This window comes from Nocardiopsis tropica (assembly GCF_042660575.1).
GTDB lineage: Bacteria > Actinomycetota > Actinomycetes > Streptosporangiales > Streptosporangiaceae > Nocardiopsis > Nocardiopsis tropica.
Window position 1 is genome coordinate 251,666 of sequence record NZ_JBHSUF010000007.1, and the last position, 20,603, is coordinate 272,268.

The window sequence follows — 20,603 nt, forward strand, 5'->3', positions numbered from 1 at the left end:
CGCCCCTACGTGTTCACCCGCTGAACCGCCCCGGGGAGTCCCCGTCCCGCCCGCCGCGACGGGGACCCCCGGGGCTCAGCCGGGCAGCGAGTCCCAGAACCGGCGCAGGACGGCCGCGCCCCGCTCGGGGTCCTGGAGCATCCAGTAGTGGGTCAGCCCGTCCAGCTCCTCGTACTCCGCCCCCAGCTGCCGGGCCACGTCCCGGTCCTGGTCCGGGCGGGCCATCGGGTCCCCGGTCGGCACGAGCACGAGCCCGCGCGCCCGGACGGGCCCCTCGAACTCCCTGCCCCAGTCCGCGTGGAAGTTGGGCCACGCCGACCGGTAGAGCGCCAGGATGGCGGCGCTCATCACCTCGTCGTGGGCGGCGTCCACCTCCTGGGCGAGTTCCGCGCTCATGCCCCGGGACCGGAGCACCTCCCCGAAGGTCGCCCCACTGCCGGGGACGGCCTCCCGCAGCGCCGCCAGCGACTCCTCGCCCTCGGGGCTCTTCTGCCACAGCGTGGCCGCGTCGTGCCACGTGTACCCGGGGTGCCAGCCGTGGGCGACGTCGGAGACCCAGCTGCGGACCGGGACGTCGTGGGCGGAGACCGCGCGCATGGCCAGGTGGGCGCCCCAGTCGTGGCCGACGAGGTCGACGGGCCCGCCGATGGCGCGGAGTTCGTCGGCCAGCCAGGCGGCGTACTCCTCCTTGCCGTGCATGCCGTCCGGCCGGGCGCTGCCGAAGCCGGGCAGGCGCAGGGCCGTGCTCGGCTCGGGGACGAGGGCGCGGACGGCGTTCCAGAGCGACGGCGTCTCGGGCACACCGTGGACGAAGACGATGGTCATGCGGTTCCCCCCAAGGAAGTTGATAAGCTATCGATTTCACCGTAGCACGAGAAGTCGATGAGTTATCGACTTCCTGGACCCGGGGGGCAGCCATGCGGGCGGACGTCGCGCGCAACAACCAGAAGATCTTCGAGAAGGCCCGGGAGGCGGTCGGCGCCGGGGAGACCGACCTCAAGCTCAACGAGCTGGCCCGCCGCGCGGGGGTCGGCGTCGGCACGGTCTACCGCCTCTTCCCCACCCCGCGGGCGATGCTGGAGGCCGTGGTCGAGGAGGCCGTCACCGACCTCAACCGCGTGGCGGCCGAGGCGGTGGCCGACCCCGATCCCCGGCGCGGACTCGACGCCTTCCTCCGGGCGGCCCTGACCGCGGCGCTCGACCAGCCCGGCCTGTTCGACGTCCTGATCACCGTCGAGGACGAGCGGGAGTCCCTGCGCCAGGCCAAGGGCGAACTCGTCGCGGCGGCCTCGCGGCTCCTCGGACGCGCCCGCCCGGAGACGCCCCTGACCGGGGAGAACCTGCTCAAGCTGCTGTGCGGGCTGATCCACGCGGTCACCGAGCACCCGGCCGAGCGCCGCCGGGCCGCCGCCGACGCCTACCTGCTCCTGCTCCGGAACGGCCTGGCCCCCGGCCCCTCCGCCTGAGGCGCGACCGGCCCGCCCGCCTCTCCCGATGATCTTGTACTTATAGCGAGGTTGGGCGCCCAACCTCGCTATAAGTACAAGATCATCGGGGTGGGGGCTCGGGGTGCGTCTCGGGGCCCGCCCTGGCCGGATGCGGGCACAAAGCCCCACAGGGGCGGTTTTCTGGGATCATCAGGCCGTTCGGACACACGACCTCTGGCGGAGCGTGAAGCCATGGCCACCCCCCTGCGCGACGGCGACCCCCTCAGGATCGGCCCCTACCGGCTGGCGGGGCGGCTGGGCACGGGCGGCATGGGGAGGGTGTTCCTGGGGCGCTCACCGGGCGGGCGCCTCGTCGCCGTCAAGACCGTGCACCCCGAACTGGCCGAGGACCCCGAGTTCCGGCGGCGGTTCGCCTCCGAGGCGACCGCCGCGAGGAAGGTGGGCGGGTTCTACACCGCGCAGGTCGTGGACGCCGACCCCGACGCCGACCCGCCCTGGCTGGCCACCGCCTACATCCCCGGCCCCTCCCTCCACCGTGCCGTGGCCGACCACGGGCCGCTCCCGGCGGAATCGGTGGCCGTGCTGGGCGCAGGGCTGGCCGAGGGCCTGGCGGCGGTGCACGCCTGCGGGGTGGTGCACCGCGACCTCAAGCCCGCCAACGTCGTCCTCGCCGAGGACGGGCCCCGGCTCATCGACTTCGGCATCGCCCGCGCCCTGGACGCCACGTCCTTCACCCGGACCTCCACGGTGCTGGGGACGGCGGCGTTCATGTCCCCCGAGCAGGCGCGCGCCCTGCCGGTGGGCCCGGCCTCGGACGTGTTCTCGCTGGGGTGCGTGCTGGCCTTCGCCGCCACGGGGCGCAGCCCGTTCGGGCAGGGCCCGGCCCACGCGGTGGCCTACCGGATCGTGCACGAGGCCCCGGACCTGGACGGCGTCCCGACCACCCTCGCGCCCCTGGTCTCCGGATGCCTGGCGAAGGGGCCCGACGACCGCCCCGGGGTCGGCGGGGCGCTGGAGGAGCTGGCCGAGCTCACGGCCTCCCTGCCCGCGCCCGCCCACGAGCGGTGGCTCCCCGAGGAGCTGACCCGGGTCGTCGCACGCCGGACCCTCGCGCTGACCGCCGTCGTCCCGGCGGCGGACGTTCCGGAGGAGGCCGCCCCCGCCATGGGAACTCCGACCGGGGGTGTCCCGGAGGGGGACGCCCCGGCCCGAGGAGTCCCGGGAGGGGACGCCGCCCCCGAGGGGCGCGCCGCGCGGGGAGGCCGTCCGGGGGGAACCGTCCCGGAACCGGTTCCGGCGTCGGGCGGCCACCGCGGAACCGCTCCGCGCCCGCCCGGCGTCCCCGCCCCGGGCCTCCCGGTCGATCCGGTCGGCCCCGACGGACCGCCGGCGCCCCTGCTGGTCCACGAACGCCGCCGTGCACGCGGCGAGGCCCCGCCGCGTCCGCCGCGCGGGGAGCAGGCCGCCGTCCACTGGCTGCTCGTCCTCTTCGCGCTCGCCGCCGCGGTCGCGGTCGTCCACCAGCTCGTCGTGGCGGCCGAATCGGGCGTGGAGCTGAGCGGCCACGCCTATGCGGCGTCGAGGGAGCTGTGGGGGTGGCGGACCTTCGCCCTCGCCCTCTGGTACGTCCAGATCGCCCTGGGCGCGGGGCTTCTGGTGGCCTGGACGGTCTGGTTCCTGCGCGTGCGCACGCTCGCGGAGTCGTTCGCCCCCGGGCGTCTGCGCTACCGCCCGCGCATGGCGGTGCTCGGCTGGTTCGTCCCGGTGGGCAACCTCTGGCTCCCCAAGCAGATCGCCGACGACGTCTGGCACGCCTCCAGCCCCGCGGACCGGGGCGGGCGCACGGCCCCGGCCGGGGTGGTCCACCTCTGGTGGGCGCTGTGGCTGCCCGCCCTGGCGACCTGGCCCCTGTTCTGGACCCCGTGGGCGCTGATGATCGAGGAGAGGCACGGGATCGGCGACTTCGGCTCCATCGAGGTGTACGAGTTCGAGTTCCTGCCGATGGCCTGGGCCGCCCTGGCCGCACACGCGGTGGCGGTACCGGCAGCGGTCGCCGCGGCCGTCTTCGTGCGGCGGCTGACCGACATGCAGGCGGCCAGACTCGGCGGCTGACCGCCCCTCGCCCCGGGACCGGTCCTGTGCAGCGCCCGCCCGTGTCCTCCGTGGCCCGGCGCAGGCCCCGGCCCACGGAGGGCGGGCGGTCCGGCCACCGGGCAACCCGGTCGAAGAGAATTCGGTCGCTTGCCCCGTATGCGGCGTGACCTGCGCCCCAACAGCGCGCCGGGCGGTTTCTCGACTTGCGTACGTGGACATTATGTGCTCAATACATCACCCAAAGTGATCGGAATGCCCGTGAAGCACACCATGGCCGCACTGCTCCTCACATCCTTCTCCACCCTCGCCCTCGGGGCCGCTCCGGCGCAGGCCGCCGGGGACTCCCTCGTCATCAACGGCACGGAACACCGGGACCCCCGGGGCTGCTACGACACGGACCGGTGGCCCCTCGTGGTCGACAACCGGACCGACGGCCCGGTCCACGTCTTCTCGGACCCCGGCTGCACCGGCAGATACGTCACGACGGTGGACCCGGGCGAGCGGAAGGTCGACGAGCACGGCCAGAGCGTCCACGTCGCCTGACCCCGCCCGCCCCCGCGCCGACGGGGGCGGGCGGCGGCGCGTCCGATTGCGGGGATTCCCCCGGAGTCGCCGCCGTGTTACGTTCTGTTCCCGACACGCCTGGTAAGCGCTTGCCTACACGCGTGCCGACCCCCGGCGGAGCGGGGCCGCACACCCCGCCCGCGACCCCCCGAGAGAAGGAACCCATGCCACCCCCCGCTCACCGACGGCGCCGGACCGCCGTCACGGCAGCCACGGCCGCCGCGCTGGCCCTCGGCGCCGGCGCGCTCACCCTCACCGACCCCGGAGGCGTCGCGACCGCGACGGCCGCCCTCACCTCCGCCTCCTCCGACACCTCCGACGCCTCCGCCGGGGCACGCGTGGCCGAGCGGCTCGACCGCGGCGTCGTCAGCGTCGGCGGCCCCGACGGCAACCTCGTCACCTGGCGGCTCCTCGGCGGCGACGACCCCGCCACCGCGTTCAACGTCTACCGCGACGGCGAGCTCATCACCCCCGAACCCCTCACCGGGGCGACCAACCACCTCGACCCCGACGCCCCGGCCGGCGCCGCCTACACCGTCGCCGCGGTCGTCGGAGGCCAGGAGCAGCCCCCGTCCGCGCCCTCGCTCGCCTTCGCGGACGGCCACCTGGACCTCCCCCTGGACCGTCCCGAGGGCGGCAGCGTCAACGGCTCCGCCTACACCTACGACGCCAACGACGCCTCCGTGGGCGACCTCGACGGCGACGGCCGGTACGAGATCGTCCTCAAGTGGGACCCGACCAACGCCAGGGACAACTCCCAGAGCGGGCACACCGGCCCCGTGCTCATCGACGCCTACACGCTCGACGGCACCCGCCTGTGGCGCATCGACCTGGGCGCCAACATCCGGGCGGGCGCCCACTACACCCAGTTCCAGGTGTACGACTACGACGGCGACGGCAGCGCCGAGGTCGCCATGAAGACCGCCGACGGCACCCGCGACGGCGAGGGGACGGTCATCGGCGACGCCGGGGCCGACCACCGCAACTCCGGCGGGTACGTGCTCAGCGGACCCGAGTACCTGACCGTGTTCGAGGGAGCCACCGGCCGCGCCCTCGACACCGCCGACTACGCCCCCGGGCGCGGCAACGTCGCGGACTGGGGCGACAACTACGGGAACCGGGTCGACCGGTTCCTCGCCGGGACCGCCTACCTGGACGGCGAGAACCCCAGCATGGTGTTCTCCCGCGGCTACTACACCCGCGCGGTCATCGCCGCCTGGGACTTCCGCGACGGCGAGCTGACGCGGCGCTGGGTGTTCGACTCCGACGACCCCGGCAACGGGGCCTACGCCGGTCAGGGCTTCCACAGCCTGTCCGTCGCGGACGCCGACGGCGACGGGCGCGACGAGGTCATGTTCGGCGCCGCCGCCGTGGACGACGACGGAACCGGCCTGTGGGAGACCGGCCACGGGCACGGCGACGCCCTGCACGTCGGCGACTTCGTCCCCGACCGGCCCGGCCTGGAGGTGTACGGCGTCGGCGAGAACACCGCCTCCCCGGACGCCTGGCTCGCGGACGCGGCCACCGGCGACGTGCTGTGGACCCTCGGCTCCGGCAACGACAACGGACGCGGCGTGGCGGGAGACGTCTGGGCGGGCAGCCCGGGGGCCGAGTTCTGGTCCTCCAGCGTGTCCGGACTGCGCGACACCGACGGCGACGAGGTCGGGCCCAAGCCCGGCTCCGCCAACTTCCTGGTGTGGTGGGACGGCGACGGGAGCCGCGAACTGCTCGACGGGACCCGGATCGACGAGTACGACCCGGACGGGAGCACCCGCCTGCTCGACGGGGAGGGCGTCGCCTCCAACAACGGCACCAAGGCGACCCCCGCCCTATCCGGCGACATCCTCGGCGACTGGCGCGAGGAGGTCGTCTGGCGCACCGCCGACAACACGGCCCTGAGGATCTACTCCACACCGCACGAGACGGACCTGCGCGTCCCGACCCTCGTGCACGACACCCAGTACCGGGTGGCGCTGGCCTGGCAGAACACCGCCTACAACCAGCCGCCGCACCCGTCGTTCGCCCTCGGGGACACGGCGGCCGAGGGCGCCGGGGCGCCCTGGCCGGACATCCGCCACCCCTGACCCGTCGGCCCGGCGGACCGGCGACCCTGGTCCGGGTCCGGAACCGGCGGGGCACAGCGGCCCGTCCCCTCGCGGGGCGGGCCGCGGTGCCCGCAGGCCTGTCGGCGGGTGGGCGGGAAGGCGGCCCGTCCGCCGGCTGCCGCGCCGGGGCATGCGGGCCGGGGCATGCGGAACGCCGGAACCGCCTCAGTGGTAGGTCAGCGTCACCAGGGCCGCCGCCGCGAAGTTCCCGGCCCCGAGCTCGTCGCGCTGGATGATCCAGAACGGGCACGCGGTGGTACCGGAGACCCCGGGCATGTCCAGCTGCGTCTGGGCCAGCAGTACCCATCCCCCCTTCTCGTCCTCCGGGGAGGATCCCATGATCGGGGGGTCCTGCGGCGAGTAGGCGTACCCGCCCAGGATCAGGCTGTCGCCCCGGACCGGCCTCCTGCGGTCGTAATCGCCCAGCCTGTACTCCTGGTAGAGGCGGCTGGTCTCCGGGTCGGAGTGGACGGCGTCGTCGGCGCCCGTCGGAAAGCTCCGGACGGTCCGGGCGTAGAGGGGCCCCGGGCCGAGGGCGGGGAGGGCGCCCCCGCCCCCGGGGAGCGCCCGTTCGGTCGTGGGCGTCCCGGCCGGGACGTGGATCACGGAACGGGAGTCCTCGATCAGCACGGCCCCGTCGGGGTCGGTCCTGTCGGCGAAGAACAGCAGGTGCCCGTCGCGCGGCAGCGGGAGGTCGAACCCGTCCGGGGGGAGGGCCGCGCAGTCGACCGTCGCGACGAGGTCCAGCCCGCCGTCCCACTCGACCCCCGCGGGGAGCGAGGGGAGACCGCCGTACCTCCCGGCCGGGACGCCGCCGTCGGCGCCCGACGTGGTCAGCTCGGTCTGGGGAAGGGTGAGGCGCAGGGCGTGGTCGATGACGTGTTCGGGGACGCCCTTCTCGCGAGCCGCGTCCCTATAGGTCTGGGGGTTGTCCATACCGGACATGCTGCCGCAGCCGGAGGACACTCGGCGCGGGCCCGGACCGCCGTCTCGCCGGATTGACCATGCCCCTGCGTCATGGTGTTGCGTTGGTTCCGGGGCCGTCCGCAGGAGGGCCCCGGGCAGCGGTGCGCACCGCACGGGGCGCACCGCCCGCTCACGCGACGCCGACCCCGACTGGAGCACCGGATGACCCAGACACCCAGCCGAGAGTCCCTTCCGACCCTGTTCGACGTCGAGGAGTTCTTCGCCGACCCGGAGTTCGCCGGCGCGTCGATCTCGCCCGACGGAACCCGGATCGCCTACCTGGCGCCGAAGTACGGCCGCACGAACGTGTGGGTGCGCGGCGTCGGGGAGGGGCACGAGGACGCGGTGTGCGTCACGCACGAGACCCGGCGCGGCGTCCACACCTACCACTGGACCGACGACCCGCGCTGGCTCCTGTACCTCCAGGACACCGACGGCAACGAGGACTGGCACCTCTACCGGGTGGACCTCGACGCGCCGGACGAACCCGCCGTCGACCTCACGCCCATGGCCCCGGGCTCCCGCGTGGCCGTCGTCGAACCGCACAAGCCCTCACCCGGCAGCGTGCGGGTCTGGATGAACCTCAGGCCCATGCTCTTCGACGTGTTCCGGATCGACGTGGCCACCGGCGAGACGACCGTGCTCGTGGAGCAGACCGATCCGACCAGCAGCACCCTGGTCGACAGCGAGGGGGAACCGGCCTTCCACGTGGAGGTGGCCGACGACGGCACCCACTCCTTCTACGCGATCGACGGCGCGGAGGGGGACAAGCGCCTCCTGTCCCGGCAGGGCGGCGCGGAGTACCCGTACGGGCTGCCCCTCCAGCTGGTGACCCCTGACGGGAAGGGCCTGCTGCTCGGCTCCCACCAGGACTCCGACGACATGCGGGTCGTCCGCCTCGACCGGGAGACCGGCGAGGAGACCGTGGTCGCCGCCGTGGACGGGCACAGCCTGTGCACCATGGGAATGGTGGCCCCAGGCATGCCCCCCGCCCTGTACTTCAGCCGGCGCACCGGGGAGGTCCTCGCGGCCCGCTTCGTGGGCGACCGGCCCAGGATCGAGGTGCTGGACCCGCACTTCGCCGAGGTGTACGCCGAGCTGTCCAAGCTCTCCGACGGCGTGCTCGGATCGGTGTCCTCGGACGAGTCCGAGCAGCGGTGGGTCGTCTCCTTCGTCCACGACCGCGACCCGGGGGCGACCTGGTTCTACGACCACGCGACCCGGGAGAGCAGGCTGCTCTTCCGCCCGCACCCGGAGCTGGACCCCGCCGAGCTGTCCCCCATGACCCCGGTCCGGTTCCCGGCCCGCGACGGGCTGCCGCTGCACGGGTTCCTGACCCTGCCGGCCGGGACGGCGCCCGAGAACCTGCCCCTGGTGCTCCTCGTGCACGGCGGGCCCTGGGCCCACGACACGTGGTCCTTCGACAAGACGGTGCAGTTCCTGGCCAACCGCGGCTACGCGGTGCTCCAGGTCAACTTCCGGGGCTCGACCGGCTACGGCAAGCGGCACATCGCCGCCGCGATCGGCGAGTTCGCCGGGAAGATGCACGACGACCTCATCGACGCCGCGGACTGGGCGGTGGCCCGGGGCTACGCCGACCCGGCCCGCATCGGCATCGCCGGAGGCTCCTACGGCGGCTACGCGGCGCTCGTCGGCGTCACGTTCACCCCGGACTACTTCGCCGCGGCGGTGGACTACGTGGGCATCTCGGACCTGGCGAACTTCATGCGCACCCTGCCGCCGTTCCTCAGGCCCAGCATGGCCAACAACTGGTACCGCTACGTCGGCGACCCCGACATCCCGGAGCAGGAGGCCGACATGCTGGCCCGCTCGCCCATCACCATGGTCGACCGGATCCGCACCCCGCTGCTCGTCGCCCAGGGCGCCAACGACGTCCGCGTGGTCCAGGCGGAGTCCGACAACATCGTCGGGCCCCTGCGTGCGCGCGGGGTGCCCGTCGAGTACATCGTCGCCGAGGACGAGGGGCACGGCTTCGCGAACCCCGAGAACCAGGTGATGCTCCACCGCGCGATCGAGAGGCACTTCGCGGAGCACCTCGGCGGGCGGTCCGGGGCGCTGTAGGACCGGCGGGTGGTGGGGCGGGGCGGGGGTGGTTGGGCGTGCGGACTACCCGGCCCCGCCCCGCGCCTCCTCGACCTGGTCGCGGTCACAGCGGGGCGCGCCGACGACGACAGACTTGAGGGCGCCTGACCGTTCAGGAGTCCTCGCGAGGGAAGCTACAGCCACGGAGCCGGGCGCTCCTCCCCGGTCTCGGGGTCCCGCAGCAAGCGCTCCGGAGGAAAGACCTCCTCCTTCACCATGTTCCCCGCCTCGTCCATCCCACGGAAGATGATGCGGTTGCCCAGCGCGTCGTAGATCGTCTCGGAGAGAAGCCTCCCCTCCTCGTCCCACTCGTGCCAGGGACCGACCGGACCGTAGGGATCTCGGGTAACCCCCTGGGTCACGAGTTTTCCGCTGGGCGACCACACAAGAAAAGGACCGTCCTCGGCCCCTTCCGTAAAAGTCCGCATCTCGGTCCGACCGGAACCTTCGACGAGCACCGCTTCGCCTGTATAGGCGACACCTTGGTAAGTCACTCGGCTTTCGAAGTCCAACTCATCCATCCCGACAGCCTCCACATAGCCTTCACGCCCTGGTACGCCAGGACACGAAGGGACAGAGCGCCAAGGTCGGAAAATATTTTCCCCTGTCTCGGGATCCACAAACGGCATACGCGGCGAACTCTCCTCGAAGTGAACAAGGATTCCCGCTTCGTCCCATCGCCGCAGAAACCTCAGACTCCCGTCCGAGTAGTCCGAGACACCTTCTTCACGAAGCCTTCCGTTTTCATCCCAGAAGAAATATGGCCCAGTGGTGATATTTCCTACACGATTGGAGTACTCAAGGGCCACACCGTGTTCATTCAGCAGGAAAACCGGACCGAGGGCGTAGCCCTTCACAAAGGTCTGGTAATGCGTGAACCTCCCGTCTTTCTCAACGGCCTGCCCGGTGAAACTTCCCCCTGGTATCCTGACTGAAATTTCATCCAGGTAATCGAGCTCTTCCGAATCAACTCGCCTCACGGGAACCAGAGCCTGCCCGACACGGCCTCGACCTGCTCCCTCAGCCAATCGGGGACGAACTCCTCGTCCCGGGGGAAGGTCTTCAGGTCGTCCGCGAAACCCTCGGGGCTCGGGCGGAACGTGAAGTCCGGGTACTCGTCGTAGTTGAAGTCCACGCTGTAGTTCGAGGGGCGCTCGATCGTGTACTCGACCGAGAACCACGTCCCCTTCCCCTCCTGGTACATTCCCGCCCGCAGCCTTGCGAGCTTCGAGAGAACCGTGACCGGGCAGTCCACCATTTCGGACTCACCGTTCGAGTATTCAACCGTCAGACTGTCGGTTGCATATTTCGCAACAGCAGAATACTCGTAACGGAGTCGCCCCCAACCCTCAGGGGCAAAACCAAGAAGATCTCCACCGATCCCCTGAAGGATCTCCTGCTGCTCGATCAATCCCAATCCTCCCACGGGAAAAAATCCATCCTTTCCCTACGGTCAGGTAGGGAACTCTCCGTACCAGGACCCTTCCACGATGTGTTTGGGAAGACAGTCCGACTCGACCTCGAGTTCGAAAGCGGGATCTACCTGACTGCGGTCGTGAGCCAGACAAGCCAATGCCAGGAGCCCCATAGGCACAACACCCGTCAAGGGGCCTTGGCCGGGACGATCAACGCTGTAGTAGTCCCTGAACCACTCCAACCCCTGTGCCAGAGTTTCGTTGAACTCGTCGGAGTCTCCCTTCAGAAGACACCTGAACACGTCCATCTGCGGAAAGGAGATCAGGTTCAGGTAGTCCCCGCCGAACGCGCCGGTGCGAGGGTCGGACAACTCCATCGCCTGGCGCAACTCTCCCACCAGAGAGTCACTGCCCCTGACGTAGGCCTGCAGCGCCGCAACCCAGTGGTAGGTGAACTCGTTGTACCTGGCACCGTCGCCCTCACCCGCTCGCCGGAGGAGGTCCACCGGGATCGAGCACTGGTTCTCCACACGCTTCCTGTCCCGGCACGTCACTGCCAAGTAGAACGCCGTCTCCCAGTTGCCGGCGTTCGTGAAGTACCTCGTCCCGATCCCCGTGATCCTCCTGACCTGGTGACCGAGTCGGCACTCGACCTCAGTGCCCTCGGGGCCCGTGGTCGCGGCGAGGGCCGCGCCGTAGTACTGCATCAGGGCGACCCAGGCCTCCCACGTCTCCAGTTTCCCGGCTTCCGGGTCCGCGACAAGAGCCTCTTTGGCGTACCTGTACATCGAATCGAACCACAGGTCGAACGATGAGGCCTTCCGCACCACCGCATTGAAATTCTTTTCCCGCTTTTTGATGTTCTGTTCGAGCTTCACATCGTTGACCATGTGACTCAAGTCAGCCTGAATTGTATTCAGCCCCAATTTCGACTCCCATCAAAGAGATGGAAATCCTGGTGATTACACTTTTTCCCAACCCCCAGAGACCTCCTTCCAATCCCCGCACCCGAGGATCCGGGTTGTCCTTGAAAAACACACAGACAACCTTGCCCTGACCTATATTGTCGATGATTTTTTCCACGAGCTCCCACTCACAGGAAAACCCATCGGAGCCTCGGACCGCCATACCACCCATCACAGGAACCAGCCCACAAGCACAGAAATTACCTGAGGGATTATTCTACTCTGACATCGCCCGGAGGATTCTTGGCGACCTTCGCGTAAGTCTCCGCATGCTCCCAATCAAGCCCCTCGTCCAGGTACATTTGGACCAGTTCTTCGAGCTCGCAATTCTCAGGATCTATTACCACGATGGACAACGACTTCCCCCTTTTTCGAGGGTTCGGCCTGACCATATATTCCCGGCCAAAAAGCTACAGCCACGGAGCCGGGCGCTCCTCCCCGGTCCCGGGATCCCGCAGCAAGCGCTCCGGAAGAAAGACCTCCTCCTTCGCTATGTTCCCCGCCTCGTCCATCCTACGGAAGATGATGCGGTTGCCCAGCGCGTCGTAGATCGTCTCGGAAAGAAGCCTCCCCTCCTCGTCCCACTCGTGCCAGGCGCCCACGGGCCCAACGGTGGAGCGGAATATCCCTTGGGCGACCAGTTTCCCGCTAGGAGACCACTTGAGCCTGGGCCCGTCCTCGCTCCCCTCCATGAAGGTCCTCAAACCAACACGGGCGCCGTTCTCGTAGATGACCGCCTCACCGGTGAAGGGCATTCCCTTGTACAGGGCCTCCATTCCGCCGCCACCAGAGAGATCGATCTCTTCTATATCGACCTGCTGCATTCTCATAAGGAGCCCTAAATAAAAAGTAAGTTTCTCTTCCACCCACCACGGCGCCGATCTTCAGCGCCAGTGCAGGACGTTTTCCTCTCCGGTGGCCTGGTTCCTCAGGCCCACCTCCGGCTCGTACCGCTCCTCGCTCGTGAGATTACCCGCCTCATCCCAGGTCCTCATGATGCGGAGATTCCCCGCCGTATCGAAGATTCTCTCCCGCGCAAGCTTTCCGTCCTCGTCCCAGTAGTGCCACGGGCCCACAGGATGGGGATAGCGCATGTTCCCCTGGACGACCAACTGCCCATTGTTCGGACTCCAGGTGAGTCGCGGCCCGTTCTCCACGCCTCCCACATAGGTCATCAACTCGACCGGGTTTCCGTCGTCGTACTCGACAGCCTGACCGGTGAAAGGCTTTCCGTCCAGGAGAGCCGTCAGGTCGTCCGGGTACTCCAAATCCTCTTCGTCAACCCTTCTCATTCATCCTCCTGAGATAATCGATCAGCTCGGACTCGTCCATGAAATGGCGATTTCCGCTGCCCCATGGAACATGGGTATACTTCCCCACCCGCACGGCAGGAGCACCGAGGGTCATTCTACTGCAGTTCGCACAGCAAGGAGCGTCGGCATCCGCACCGTCCTTGAAAGTAAAGCTGTTGTCTATCTGGAAATCAGAGATATCGGCGTCGGGCCTTGCCGTGAGCAGTTCGTTTATCGCCTTCACCTCTGCGTGCCTCAGTGGATTGTCGCCATGGGGATAAACCTCCCGCACAGGCTCTCCCGCTTCGTCCTTCGAGGGGTGCTCGTAGTCTCCCTGCATCGCATCCCGGCGCCGAAGCAGTTCCGGGTGCAGATCCGACACCTTGATGAAGGCGCTGTCACGCTTCCCGTTCACGCCTTCTGCTATCAGTCCGGTCACCCGATCGATCACGACAGAGTTGACAGCACCCCGTTTGCCCCCCAGGTCGCCCTTGCTGACCAAGATGTTCCTGATGTTGTCGTCGCCTCTCGGCCGGTGCATGTCGTTCCCGAGAGTCCGGACATCGATGGGCATCTTGATCTTGTTCTTCCTGTCTGTCATCACTCTCATGTCGTGGGCCCTGCTCGCCACGAGTTCCTCGAGGTAGGTATCCAGCGGCTTCCCGTCGATGTACTCGATGAGCCCCTCGCTCGGCTGCACCCTCGATCGATCCACCCTCTCGATAATGCTTCCTCTGGAAAGATCGACCGGAACAGCCCTGACTTCTCCCGGGGGAGTCTCCTGGAGCGTCGGGAAATCATCCCATTCGCGAATGACGTGTACTTGGTCGCGCTGTGTCCCCTGCCTTGGGTCACCGTCATCCGAGGCAGGAGGATCATCGCCGTCCAATTCCCTGGGCTCGGGCGGGTCCGAGGGATTGTCCGCATCGACCGGGGAAGCGTCGAGGCTTCCCTCCCGGAGAAAAGCCCCTGGAGGGAGCCCGCCACCAGAGGATCGATGTCCCGTTCCGCCCTCACCGCCTGAGGGACCGTCGGGGGCAGGGGTGGGGCTTGCGGCACTGGTCCCGTCGCGGGGCGTCGAGGCGGGGGTGGCGGGTCGCGGATCCGGGTCGTGGGCGGCGGTGACGCGGAAGTCCTGGTCGGAGCGGTCGCCGATACCGTCCCCGCCGGGGACCTCCATCCCCCCGCCCCGGGCGCCGGCTCCAACCGGCACCTCCTCACGTGCGAGGAGCCATGCGGGCCGCGCGTCGGCATCCATGCCGCTGTAGCGCTCGACGTCGGCGACGAGCTCGGCGACCCTCACGTCGTCGCGCCCGGCCGGGACCGCCGTCGCGGGCGCCCCGGCCCTGCCGTCCGGAACACCCCCGTCCCCCGCGTGGACAGGCACCGGCACCGGTCCGGCCCCGGGCCCACCGCTCCCGCCGGACTCCGGCGCGCCCTCCACCACCTCCCAGTGGGCGAACCGGGCCAGCACTCCCGTGCGCAGCTGGTCCAGGCGCAGCCCGATGCCGCTGGCGGTGTCGGAGAACCCGGTCCTGATCCCGCTCAGCGTCTGGGCCAGGCTGAACCCCGGCCGGGCCGCGGCGCCCGGCTCCCAGGCCACCCCCGGGCGCTCCAGCACGTCGATGTCCGGGAGGTCGGGCCCGCCACCGCCGATCCGGCTGAGCAGCATGCCGCCCCTGACGGGGAACGCCACCACGGTCAGCGCCAGGTTCCCGCCCGCCGTGGACAGCGTGTACGCGGGCCGGTCCTCCCACTCCCTCCAGGGGAACAGGTCGTGGCCGACCTCCGTCCACGCCGCCCCGGCGTTCTCCCGCCAGGTCCGCCCCGAGCCCTCCTCGGAGTCGAACGGGTTCATCCACCCGTCCTCGCCGTACATCCCGACGAGCGCGCCGTACCCCTGGAAGGTCTCCTCCTTGTGGGTGACGGCGTTGTCCACCGCCTCGCCGACGCTGCCGGCCCACCCGCTGCCCGCGCGCCACAGCCCGGTCGAGGACAGGGCTCCCACACCGAGGCCCCAGGCCATCCCGACGCCGAAGTGCTCCTGCTGGGCGGCGAACGCGTCGGCGGCCCAGTCGAGCGGCCACGGTTTGTCCGACCCCGTGAGGTGGGCCCACCCCTCCTCCCCCGCGCGCTGCCACTCGGAGAACTCGGTGAGGTCGAACGCGATGTCGGGGACCTCGTCCGGGTCGAGGCCGTAGGCGACCTCCCGGGGACCGGGCGCCTCCCCGCCCACGGCCGTGTAGGTGTTGCCCTGCCCGTTCACCGCGGAGATGGCGGTGGCGCACTCCCTCTCCGCCTCCTGGAACGTCGCCCAGACGATGTTGGCCCACAGCTTCAGGGAGCGGTTCTTGCCGTAGTGCCACGGGTTGAGCGCCCAGAACTCCTCGTCCCGCACCTCCTCCACGAAGGCCACGGCGTCGTCCCTGATGTTGCGCAGCCGGGTCCGGGCACTCTCGGCCTCCTCGGCGAAGGTCTCCAGCGCGGTCACGACCGCGGTGACGTCCTCCAGGACGGTGTCGCCCTTGCGGGCGACCGGGCCCATCGCGGCGAGGAGGGTCTCCGACTCGGGCGCGGTGTAGTGGGCCTGGAGGGCCTGCCACGAACTCTCGACCCCCGCGCCTCCCTCCGCGACCTCCTCCGCGGCGGCCCTGAGGTTCGCCGCGGCCGTCTGGAGGACCTCCACCGAGGTGCCGGGCACGGGAATGGCCTCGGGGACGATCAGGACGGTGAAGTCGTTGTCGAGGGGCTGCTGGTTCCGGGGGTCGGGCTCGGGTCTCGTCACGTCGACAGGGGGCATGGCGACTCCGTGGGGAGGAGGTGGGGGATCCGCCGCCGGGCGGGAGCAGCCGGCCCGGCGGGGGCAGGGGGTGGGTGAGGGGCGACCGGGGCACGGAGGGCACGGCCCGGTCGGGGCTTCGCGACCGGTGCGCGGCAGGGCGTGCGCGCCGGACCGGCGCGGGTCAGTGCGGAGCGTTCATGGGGTTCTCGACATACGTGGCGTTGGCCTGGGCCTCCTCCGCCATCTCCAGGTCGCCGACGAGGTAGGCGTCCACCGCCAGGGCGCACCCCTCCAGTGCGGAGCCGGCCCGTTCGACCATCTCCTCCGCGAGGGCGCCGACGTGTTCGAGGAAGTAATACAGCTCCCCCTCGACCGGGCCGCTGCACGCCGCCGTGGCGGCGTTCATGATCTCGTCGCCGGTGGTGGTCAGGGCGCCGTCGAGCGCGTCGCCGCTGCCGTCGCCGACCTTGCCCAGCACCTCGTTGAGCACCGTCCCGACGGAGGGGGCGTCGATGTCCCACGCGCTCACCGGTCACCGCCTTCCCGGGCGGAGAAGCGGTCGCCCCGGAAGTTCTGGGGCGGTTCGGCAGTCGAATCGTGGCCGGTATCGGCCAACTCGCGCTCGGAGCGGACGATGCTCGCATCCATGCGATTCAGGGCGGGGCGCACCGCCTCGATGATGCTGGTCAGACGTGTCCGCAGCTCCCCGGTGCGCTCGCGCATGCGCACGGCCACGATCTCGTGCGCGACGGGGACGCGCATCGGCGGGACGTCGCCGCGCGGGAGGTCGCCCGCGGGTTCCCCGAGCGCGCCCGGGACCTCTACCAGCTCGAATCTCATGTACCGGTCACCCTGCCCAGGTCCGTCGGAACCGCCGCCCCCTGGGGCGCGTTGTGCGTATTATGCCGATGCACCACGACAATGTGTGACCTCTCCCTCGCGGAAGAGGTTCGTACTGGCACGGAGTTCCGGATACCCCTTGACCGCAGGCCCCCTCTACCGGTTCCCCGCCGGAGGGACGGGCCCCACGACGTCCGCTCCCACGCTTCCCCGCCCCGCAGGCCCCCGCACGCACGCATGCCGAGCCACCAGCACCGAGCCACCAGCCACCCGGCGCCGACCGTGCCCCCGTCCGGGTCCGGACCCGGACACTCCTCCCGTTTCGCCCGGTCACGCCGGACCCGACCCCGCCGTCCCCCCGGCGGCATCGCCAAGGAGAACCGTTGAGCTACGACGTGGTCGCACTGCTGGCGGCGGAACCCGGCATGGTCGCGGTCGCCCACTCGCTCCGCGACGCGGGGGCCGACCTCGCGGTGCGCCCCCTGGACGGCGGAGTCGTCCAGTTGCGGGACGCCGAGGCCCGTGTCCTGGCCACCCTCGAACCCGCCCAGCTGGTCGAGTCGCGGGGCGAGGTCTCCCGGCTGCTCGGCGCCGAGGCCGCCGTCAACCTGCCCGACACCTGTTGGTGGGCCGAGGTGCGTGCGCGGCCCGACGCCGCGGGGCGCGAGGCGGCGCACCGCGTCGCCGACGGCCTCGCCCTGCGCCTGGGCGGGGGTGTGTGGACCTCGGGCCCGGGCGACTTCTCGCTGTGGGAGGAGACCGGGCACCCGGCCGTCGAGTTCGAGGCCGAGGAGGCGTTCGTCGTCGCCCAGGACCGCGAGGTCGTCCCGCTGTCCTCCTGGATCACCGACGCCGTGTCGGCCAACGCGCTCCGGGGCACGGTCCTCCAGGTGCTCACCCCCAGGTCGTCGCGGCTCACCCACGGACTGCGCTCCCTGATCACGCAGCCGATGGCCCGGTGGGTGGTGCTGGACGGGGAGGGCGGCCAGTTCGACGGGGTCAGCGGCCTCCCGCTCCGCTGGGACCGGGTGCACGGGTACGTTCCCGACTGCCGGGGCGGGAGCGCTCCCGAGCCCGCGGCCGGGTTCCTCGACATCTCTCCGCTGGGCGCGCACCTGCTGGTCGACCTGGCGGTCCGGCACGGCGCGTCCTTCGCGCCGCCCCTCGGCCGGGCGGTCGAGCTCGTCACCGGACACCTGGCCGGGGTGCTCCCCGCGGGTTGGGGGCCGCACGAGCCGGCGCTCGCACCCTGGGACCGGGAGCGGCTCGTGCGGCTCGTGCGCCACCGCGCCCCGCGGACGGCCGTGCTCCAGTTCTCGGGGCACCAGGACGCCGGTCCCCCCTTCACGGGCGGCGCCCGCGTCTCGTGGGCCCCGGACGGGGAGAGGGCGGTGGAGCGCATCTCCCTGGCGGTCGGGTTCGAGGACGAGGGGGCACTGCCCCTGGGGGCCCTCCCCGGCCTGGTGGAGGCCCTGGCGGCGGAGAACCTTCTGGACGTGCTCCACGTGCGCCGGGCGCGCGGTCGCCGCGACGTCACCTTCGAGCCGCGCTGGCACGGGCTGGCCGCCCCGGTCGGCATGGCCCTGGGCCCCGACGGGGTGCGGCGGGCCGGGGAGGAGCACGCGCTGGCCGGCCCCCTGCGGGGGGAACCGCTGGGAGAGGCCGGGGCCCGCGCGATCTGGTACCCCGCTCCCGCCGAGGCGACCCGTCAGCGGGCGGCCGAGGCCGTGGCGGCCCAGCTGCGCCACCTCGCCGCGGCGCCCCGGGCCTGACGGCACGGACAGAGCCAACATGATTACTGTGTGTGATTTTCACGCGACTCTTTGAAAGAATGCGGACACCCCCCGGCCGTCCGGCCTCCCGCCCGACAAGCAGGTCCGCACACCAAGGAGAATCCTCCGTGAAACCCAGCCGTTCGTTCGTCGCGCTGACGATGAGCACCATGCTCCTGCTCCCCGTCGGCATCGCGGTGACTGCCCCGGCCGCGCACGCCGCGCACCGGGGCGTGGTCGGCGAGCAGCCCGTCCAGTGGACGCCGCACGTCCTGGACGGGACGGTCAAGGACATCCTGAGGATCGGGAACACGGTCCTCGTCGGGGGTGAGTTCACCAGGGTCGCCGAGGTCGACGGCGACGAGCACACCCTCCGCAACCTCTTCGCCTTCGAGCACGGGACCGGGCGGATCATCCGCGACTTCGAGCCGGACGTCAGCGCGATGGTCACCTCGCTCGCCCCCGGGCCGAACGACAGCGTGGTCGTCGGCGGCCGGTTCACCGCCGTCGACGGCAAGCCCTCCCGGGGGCTGGCGCGGCTGTCCCTCGCCGACGGCGGCCCCGTGTCGGAGTTCGACGCCGTCCTCGACGACGGCGCGACCAACCGCCTGGCCACCGACGGGGCCCGCCTCTACGTGGGCGGGAACTTCACGGGGGTGAGCGGCGCCGAGCGCACGGGCCTGGCCCGCCTCGACCTCCGGACCGGCGAGGTGGACCGCAACTTCGCGCCGCGCCTCGCCGAGCCGCGCCGCGGCAGCCTGCGCGTGCAGGAGCTGGCCCTGAGCCCGGACGGCCGACGGCTCGCCATCAACGGGACGTTCACGAAGGTGGACGACAAGAACCGCTACCAGATCGCCATGATCGACACCGCGGAAGCCTTCGTCACTCCGTGGTCCACGTCCGCCTACGAGGCCCCGTGCGACTACGAGCGGATCCACACGTACATGCGGCAGATGGCGTTCTCCCCCGACGGCTCGTACTTCGCCGTCGTGACCGGGGGCGGGCCCAAGGTCAAGCCCGGCCTGTGCAAGTCGACCAGCCGGTTCGAGAACACCGACAAGGCCGACTCCCAGCCCACGTGGAGCAACAAGACCGGGGGCGACTCCCTGTACTCGGTGGAGGTCACCGAGTCGGCCGTGTACGTGGGCGGGCACCAGCGCTGGATGGACAACGAGAAGGGCGAGCTGAACCCCGGACCGGGGTCGGTGGAGCGGGAGGGCATCGGCGCCGTGGACCCGCGGACGGGACGCGCGCTGGCGTGGAACCCGGGACGCGCGCGCGGGCACGGCGCGGAGGCCCTGCACGCCACGTCGGACGGGCTGTACGTGGGAAGCGACACCGAACGCCTCGCCGGCGAGTACCACGCGCGCCTCGGCATGTTCCCGCTGGCCTGAGGGCGGCGGTCCGGGGCGGTCGTCCTGGACCGGAGGACCGGGGCCCGCCCTCGGGTCCCTTCACCCCCGGCACGGCGCGCCGGGCGGCAGGTCCCGGAGTGTGATCCGTCCACCGGGGCGGCCGGCGCGGCGGGCCGCTCCGGCCCCCTGCCGCAGGGAGGCCCCGCCGTTCGGCGGGGCCTCTCCCCCTTCCCGGGGGAGAGCCCGGGGGGACGGCCGGAGGCGGGCCCCCTGGGTGAAGTGGCCGGGTGGGGCGGCCGGTTCCCCGGGCCGACCGGTACGCCCGGTCCCGGCGGGGCACAGCCCGTCCCGGCGGGGCACGCCCGGTCCCCGGACCGTCGGGGCCGCGGCCGGCGTCCGGACGGGCGTGCGTCAGGTGTTCGTCAGGTGTCCTTGGACGCGGCGGCCGCGCCCTCGTCCCGCTTCGCGTCGGCGTCCGCGTTCCCGGCGGCGTTCCCGGCGCCGGCCTCCTCAGGAGCCGCGTCGGCGGGCGTCCCGGCCGGCTCGGACGCGGCCGCGTCCTGGAGGTCGTCCTCACGGGAGGCCCCTCCGGACAGGCGGTCTCCCACGTTGACGCCCCGGCGGCTCTCCAGGCGCTCGACGGTCCGGGCCGACAGCTGGTCGCGCAGCCGGGACAGCAGGACATAGGACGCGAGGCCGCTGACCAGCCACGCCAGGATGAGCGCGACCCACGACCGGGCACCGAATAGGTAGACCACTCCGAAGGCCGCCAGGAAGAGTCCCACCCGGGCGGCAGTATAGGTCAGCCAGCTACGCATGAAAAAGCCTCACAACAGATGATTACCTGGTCTAGATTGGTCGCTACGCCCATCAGCACACGAGACGACCGGGTCCACACATGT

18 protein-coding genes are annotated in these 20,603 nt (G+C 71.0%); 7 read left to right on the forward strand and 11 right to left on the reverse strand.

Going from position 1 to position 20,603, the window contains the following annotated elements; genetic code table 11:
* Positions 1-75 precede the first annotated feature (75 nt).
* Complete coding sequence (locus ACFQBR_RS13705) at positions 76-825, reverse strand: alpha/beta fold hydrolase (protein ID WP_344177154.1); 750 nt, start codon at positions 823-825, stop codon at positions 76-78.
* A gap of 92 nt (positions 826-917) precedes the next feature.
* On the opposite strand from ACFQBR_RS13705, the gene ACFQBR_RS13710 reads away from it, so the two are divergent.
* The 4 genes from ACFQBR_RS13710 (at position 918) to ACFQBR_RS13725 (ending at position 6,190) form a co-directional block, all read left to right on the forward strand.
* On the forward strand, positions 918-1,466 hold the full coding sequence (locus ACFQBR_RS13710; RefSeq protein ID WP_344177152.1) for a TetR/AcrR family transcriptional regulator: 549 nt from the start codon (positions 918-920) through the stop codon (positions 1,464-1,466).
* Positions 1,467-1,679: 213 nt separating this feature from the next.
* Entirely contained in the window at positions 1,680-3,560 is a 1,881-nt protein-coding gene (locus ACFQBR_RS13715; RefSeq protein WP_344177149.1) for a protein kinase domain-containing protein, read from the forward strand.
* A gap of 234 nt (positions 3,561-3,794) precedes the next feature.
* The gene (locus tag ACFQBR_RS13720; RefSeq protein WP_344177147.1) at positions 3,795-4,085 is read left to right on the forward strand and encodes a hypothetical protein; all 291 of its coding nucleotides are present in this window, start codon (positions 3,795-3,797) and stop codon (positions 4,083-4,085) included.
* Between the two features lie 185 nt (positions 4,086-4,270).
* Positions 4,271-6,190, forward strand: a complete 1,920-nt coding sequence (locus ACFQBR_RS13725) for a rhamnogalacturonan lyase (RefSeq protein WP_344177144.1) — start codon at positions 4,271-4,273, stop codon at positions 6,188-6,190.
* A 186-nt stretch (positions 6,191-6,376) separates the two neighbouring features.
* Here ACFQBR_RS13725 and ACFQBR_RS13730 read toward each other — a convergent pair whose 3' ends face one another.
* Complete coding sequence (locus ACFQBR_RS13730; RefSeq protein ID WP_344177141.1) at positions 6,377-7,147, reverse strand: DUF1963 domain-containing protein; 771 nt, start codon at positions 7,145-7,147, stop codon at positions 6,377-6,379.
* Between the two features lie 192 nt (positions 7,148-7,339).
* Here ACFQBR_RS13730 and ACFQBR_RS13735 point away from each other — a divergent pair, with 192 nt between their 5' ends.
* Positions 7,340-9,259: a S9 family peptidase gene (locus ACFQBR_RS13735; protein WP_344177138.1), complete on the forward strand. Its 1,920-nt coding sequence runs from the start codon at positions 7,340-7,342 to the stop codon at positions 9,257-9,259.
* Between the two features lie 155 nt (positions 9,260-9,414).
* Here the strand turns inward: ACFQBR_RS13735 and ACFQBR_RS13740 are convergent, their stop codons facing one another.
* The 8 genes from ACFQBR_RS13740 to ACFQBR_RS13775 all read right to left on the reverse strand — a co-directional run bounded on the left by ACFQBR_RS13740 (position 9,415) and on the right by ACFQBR_RS13775 (position 16,574).
* Positions 9,415-10,260, reverse strand: coding sequence for a toxin-antitoxin system YwqK family antitoxin (locus ACFQBR_RS13740; protein ID WP_344177136.1), 846 nt, complete (start codon positions 10,258-10,260; stop codon positions 9,415-9,417).
* The gene (locus ACFQBR_RS13745; protein WP_344177134.1) at positions 10,257-10,691 is read right to left on the reverse strand and encodes a hypothetical protein; all 435 of its coding nucleotides are present in this window, start codon (positions 10,689-10,691) and stop codon (positions 10,257-10,259) included. The genes ACFQBR_RS13740 and ACFQBR_RS13745 overlap by 4 nt, the downstream gene beginning before the upstream one ends.
* Positions 10,692-10,733: 42 nt before the next feature.
* Entirely contained in the window at positions 10,734-11,573 is an 840-nt protein-coding gene (locus tag ACFQBR_RS13750) for an immunity 49 family protein (protein WP_344177132.1), read from the reverse strand.
* A gap of 497 nt (positions 11,574-12,070) precedes the next feature.
* A complete protein-coding gene (locus ACFQBR_RS13755; protein WP_344177130.1) occupies positions 12,071-12,484 on the reverse strand; it encodes a toxin-antitoxin system YwqK family antitoxin in 414 nt (137 codons plus the stop codon).
* A gap of 60 nt (positions 12,485-12,544) precedes the next feature.
* Positions 12,545-12,952, reverse strand: a complete 408-nt coding sequence (locus tag ACFQBR_RS13760) for a toxin-antitoxin system YwqK family antitoxin (protein ID WP_344177128.1) — start codon at positions 12,950-12,952, stop codon at positions 12,545-12,547.
* On the reverse strand, positions 12,939-15,752 hold the full coding sequence (locus tag ACFQBR_RS13765; protein WP_378553510.1) for a hypothetical protein: 2,814 nt from the start codon (positions 15,750-15,752) through the stop codon (positions 12,939-12,941). Before ACFQBR_RS13765 ends, ACFQBR_RS13760 begins: the two co-directional genes overlap by 14 nt.
* A 163-nt stretch (positions 15,753-15,915) precedes the next feature.
* Positions 15,916-16,263 carry a DUF6507 family protein gene (locus tag ACFQBR_RS13770; RefSeq protein WP_344177124.1) on the reverse strand — a complete coding sequence of 116 codons (348 nt, stop codon included), beginning with the start codon at positions 16,261-16,263 and terminating at the stop codon, positions 15,916-15,918.
* Complete coding sequence (locus tag ACFQBR_RS13775; RefSeq protein WP_344177122.1) at positions 16,260-16,574, reverse strand: hypothetical protein; 315 nt, start codon at positions 16,572-16,574, stop codon at positions 16,260-16,262. Before ACFQBR_RS13775 ends, ACFQBR_RS13770 begins: the two co-directional genes overlap by 4 nt.
* A 383-nt stretch (positions 16,575-16,957) precedes the next feature.
* Between ACFQBR_RS13775 and ACFQBR_RS13780 the strand changes: the two genes are divergently transcribed.
* Both ACFQBR_RS13780 and ACFQBR_RS13785 read left to right on the forward strand, forming a co-directional pair.
* Positions 16,958-18,346 carry a DUF6177 family protein gene (locus ACFQBR_RS13780; protein WP_344177120.1) on the forward strand — a complete coding sequence of 463 codons (1,389 nt, stop codon included), beginning with the start codon at positions 16,958-16,960 and terminating at the stop codon, positions 18,344-18,346.
* Positions 18,347-18,474: 128 nt separating this feature from the next.
* Positions 18,475-19,740, forward strand: coding sequence for a YncE family protein (locus ACFQBR_RS13785; RefSeq protein WP_344177118.1), 1,266 nt, complete (start codon positions 18,475-18,477; stop codon positions 19,738-19,740).
* A 383-nt stretch (positions 19,741-20,123) separates the two neighbouring features.
* Here ACFQBR_RS13785 and ACFQBR_RS13790 read toward each other — a convergent pair whose 3' ends face one another.
* The gene (locus tag ACFQBR_RS13790) at positions 20,124-20,519 is read right to left on the reverse strand and encodes a DUF4229 domain-containing protein (protein ID WP_344177116.1); all 396 of its coding nucleotides are present in this window, start codon (positions 20,517-20,519) and stop codon (positions 20,124-20,126) included.
* Positions 20,520-20,603: the final 84 nt, after the last annotated feature.

Coding starts and splice junctions, on each gene's coding strand:
- ACFQBR_RS13705 (WP_344177154.1), bottom strand. CDS start 825: ATGACCATCGTCTTCGTCCACGGTGTGCCCGAGACGCCGTCGCTCTGG.
- ACFQBR_RS13710 (WP_344177152.1), top strand. CDS start 918: ATGCGGGCGGACGTCGCGCGCAACAACCAGAAGATCTTCGAGAAGGCC.
- ACFQBR_RS13715 (WP_344177149.1), top strand. CDS start 1,680: ATGGCCACCCCCCTGCGCGACGGCGACCCCCTCAGGATCGGCCCCTAC.
- ACFQBR_RS13720 (WP_344177147.1), top strand. CDS start 3,795: ATGCCCGTGAAGCACACCATGGCCGCACTGCTCCTCACATCCTTCTCC.
- ACFQBR_RS13725 (WP_344177144.1), top strand. CDS start 4,271: ATGCCACCCCCCGCTCACCGACGGCGCCGGACCGCCGTCACGGCAGCC.
- ACFQBR_RS13730 (WP_344177141.1), bottom strand. CDS start 7,147: ATGGACAACCCCCAGACCTATAGGGACGCGGCTCGCGAGAAGGGCGTC.
- ACFQBR_RS13735 (WP_344177138.1), top strand. CDS start 7,340: ATGACCCAGACACCCAGCCGAGAGTCCCTTCCGACCCTGTTCGACGTC.
- ACFQBR_RS13755 (WP_344177130.1), bottom strand. CDS start 12,484: ATGCAGCAGGTCGATATAGAAGAGATCGATCTCTCTGGTGGCGGCGGA.
- ACFQBR_RS13760 (WP_344177128.1), bottom strand. CDS start 12,952: ATGAGAAGGGTTGACGAAGAGGATTTGGAGTACCCGGACGACCTGACG.
- ACFQBR_RS13765 (WP_378553510.1), bottom strand. CDS start 15,752: ATGCCCCCTGTCGACGTGACGAGACCCGAGCCCGACCCCCGGAACCAG.
- ACFQBR_RS13775 (WP_344177122.1), bottom strand. CDS start 16,574: ATGAGATTCGAGCTGGTAGAGGTCCCGGGCGCGCTCGGGGAACCCGCG.
- ACFQBR_RS13790 (WP_344177116.1), bottom strand. CDS start 20,519: ATGCGTAGCTGGCTGACCTATACTGCCGCCCGGGTGGGACTCTTCCTG.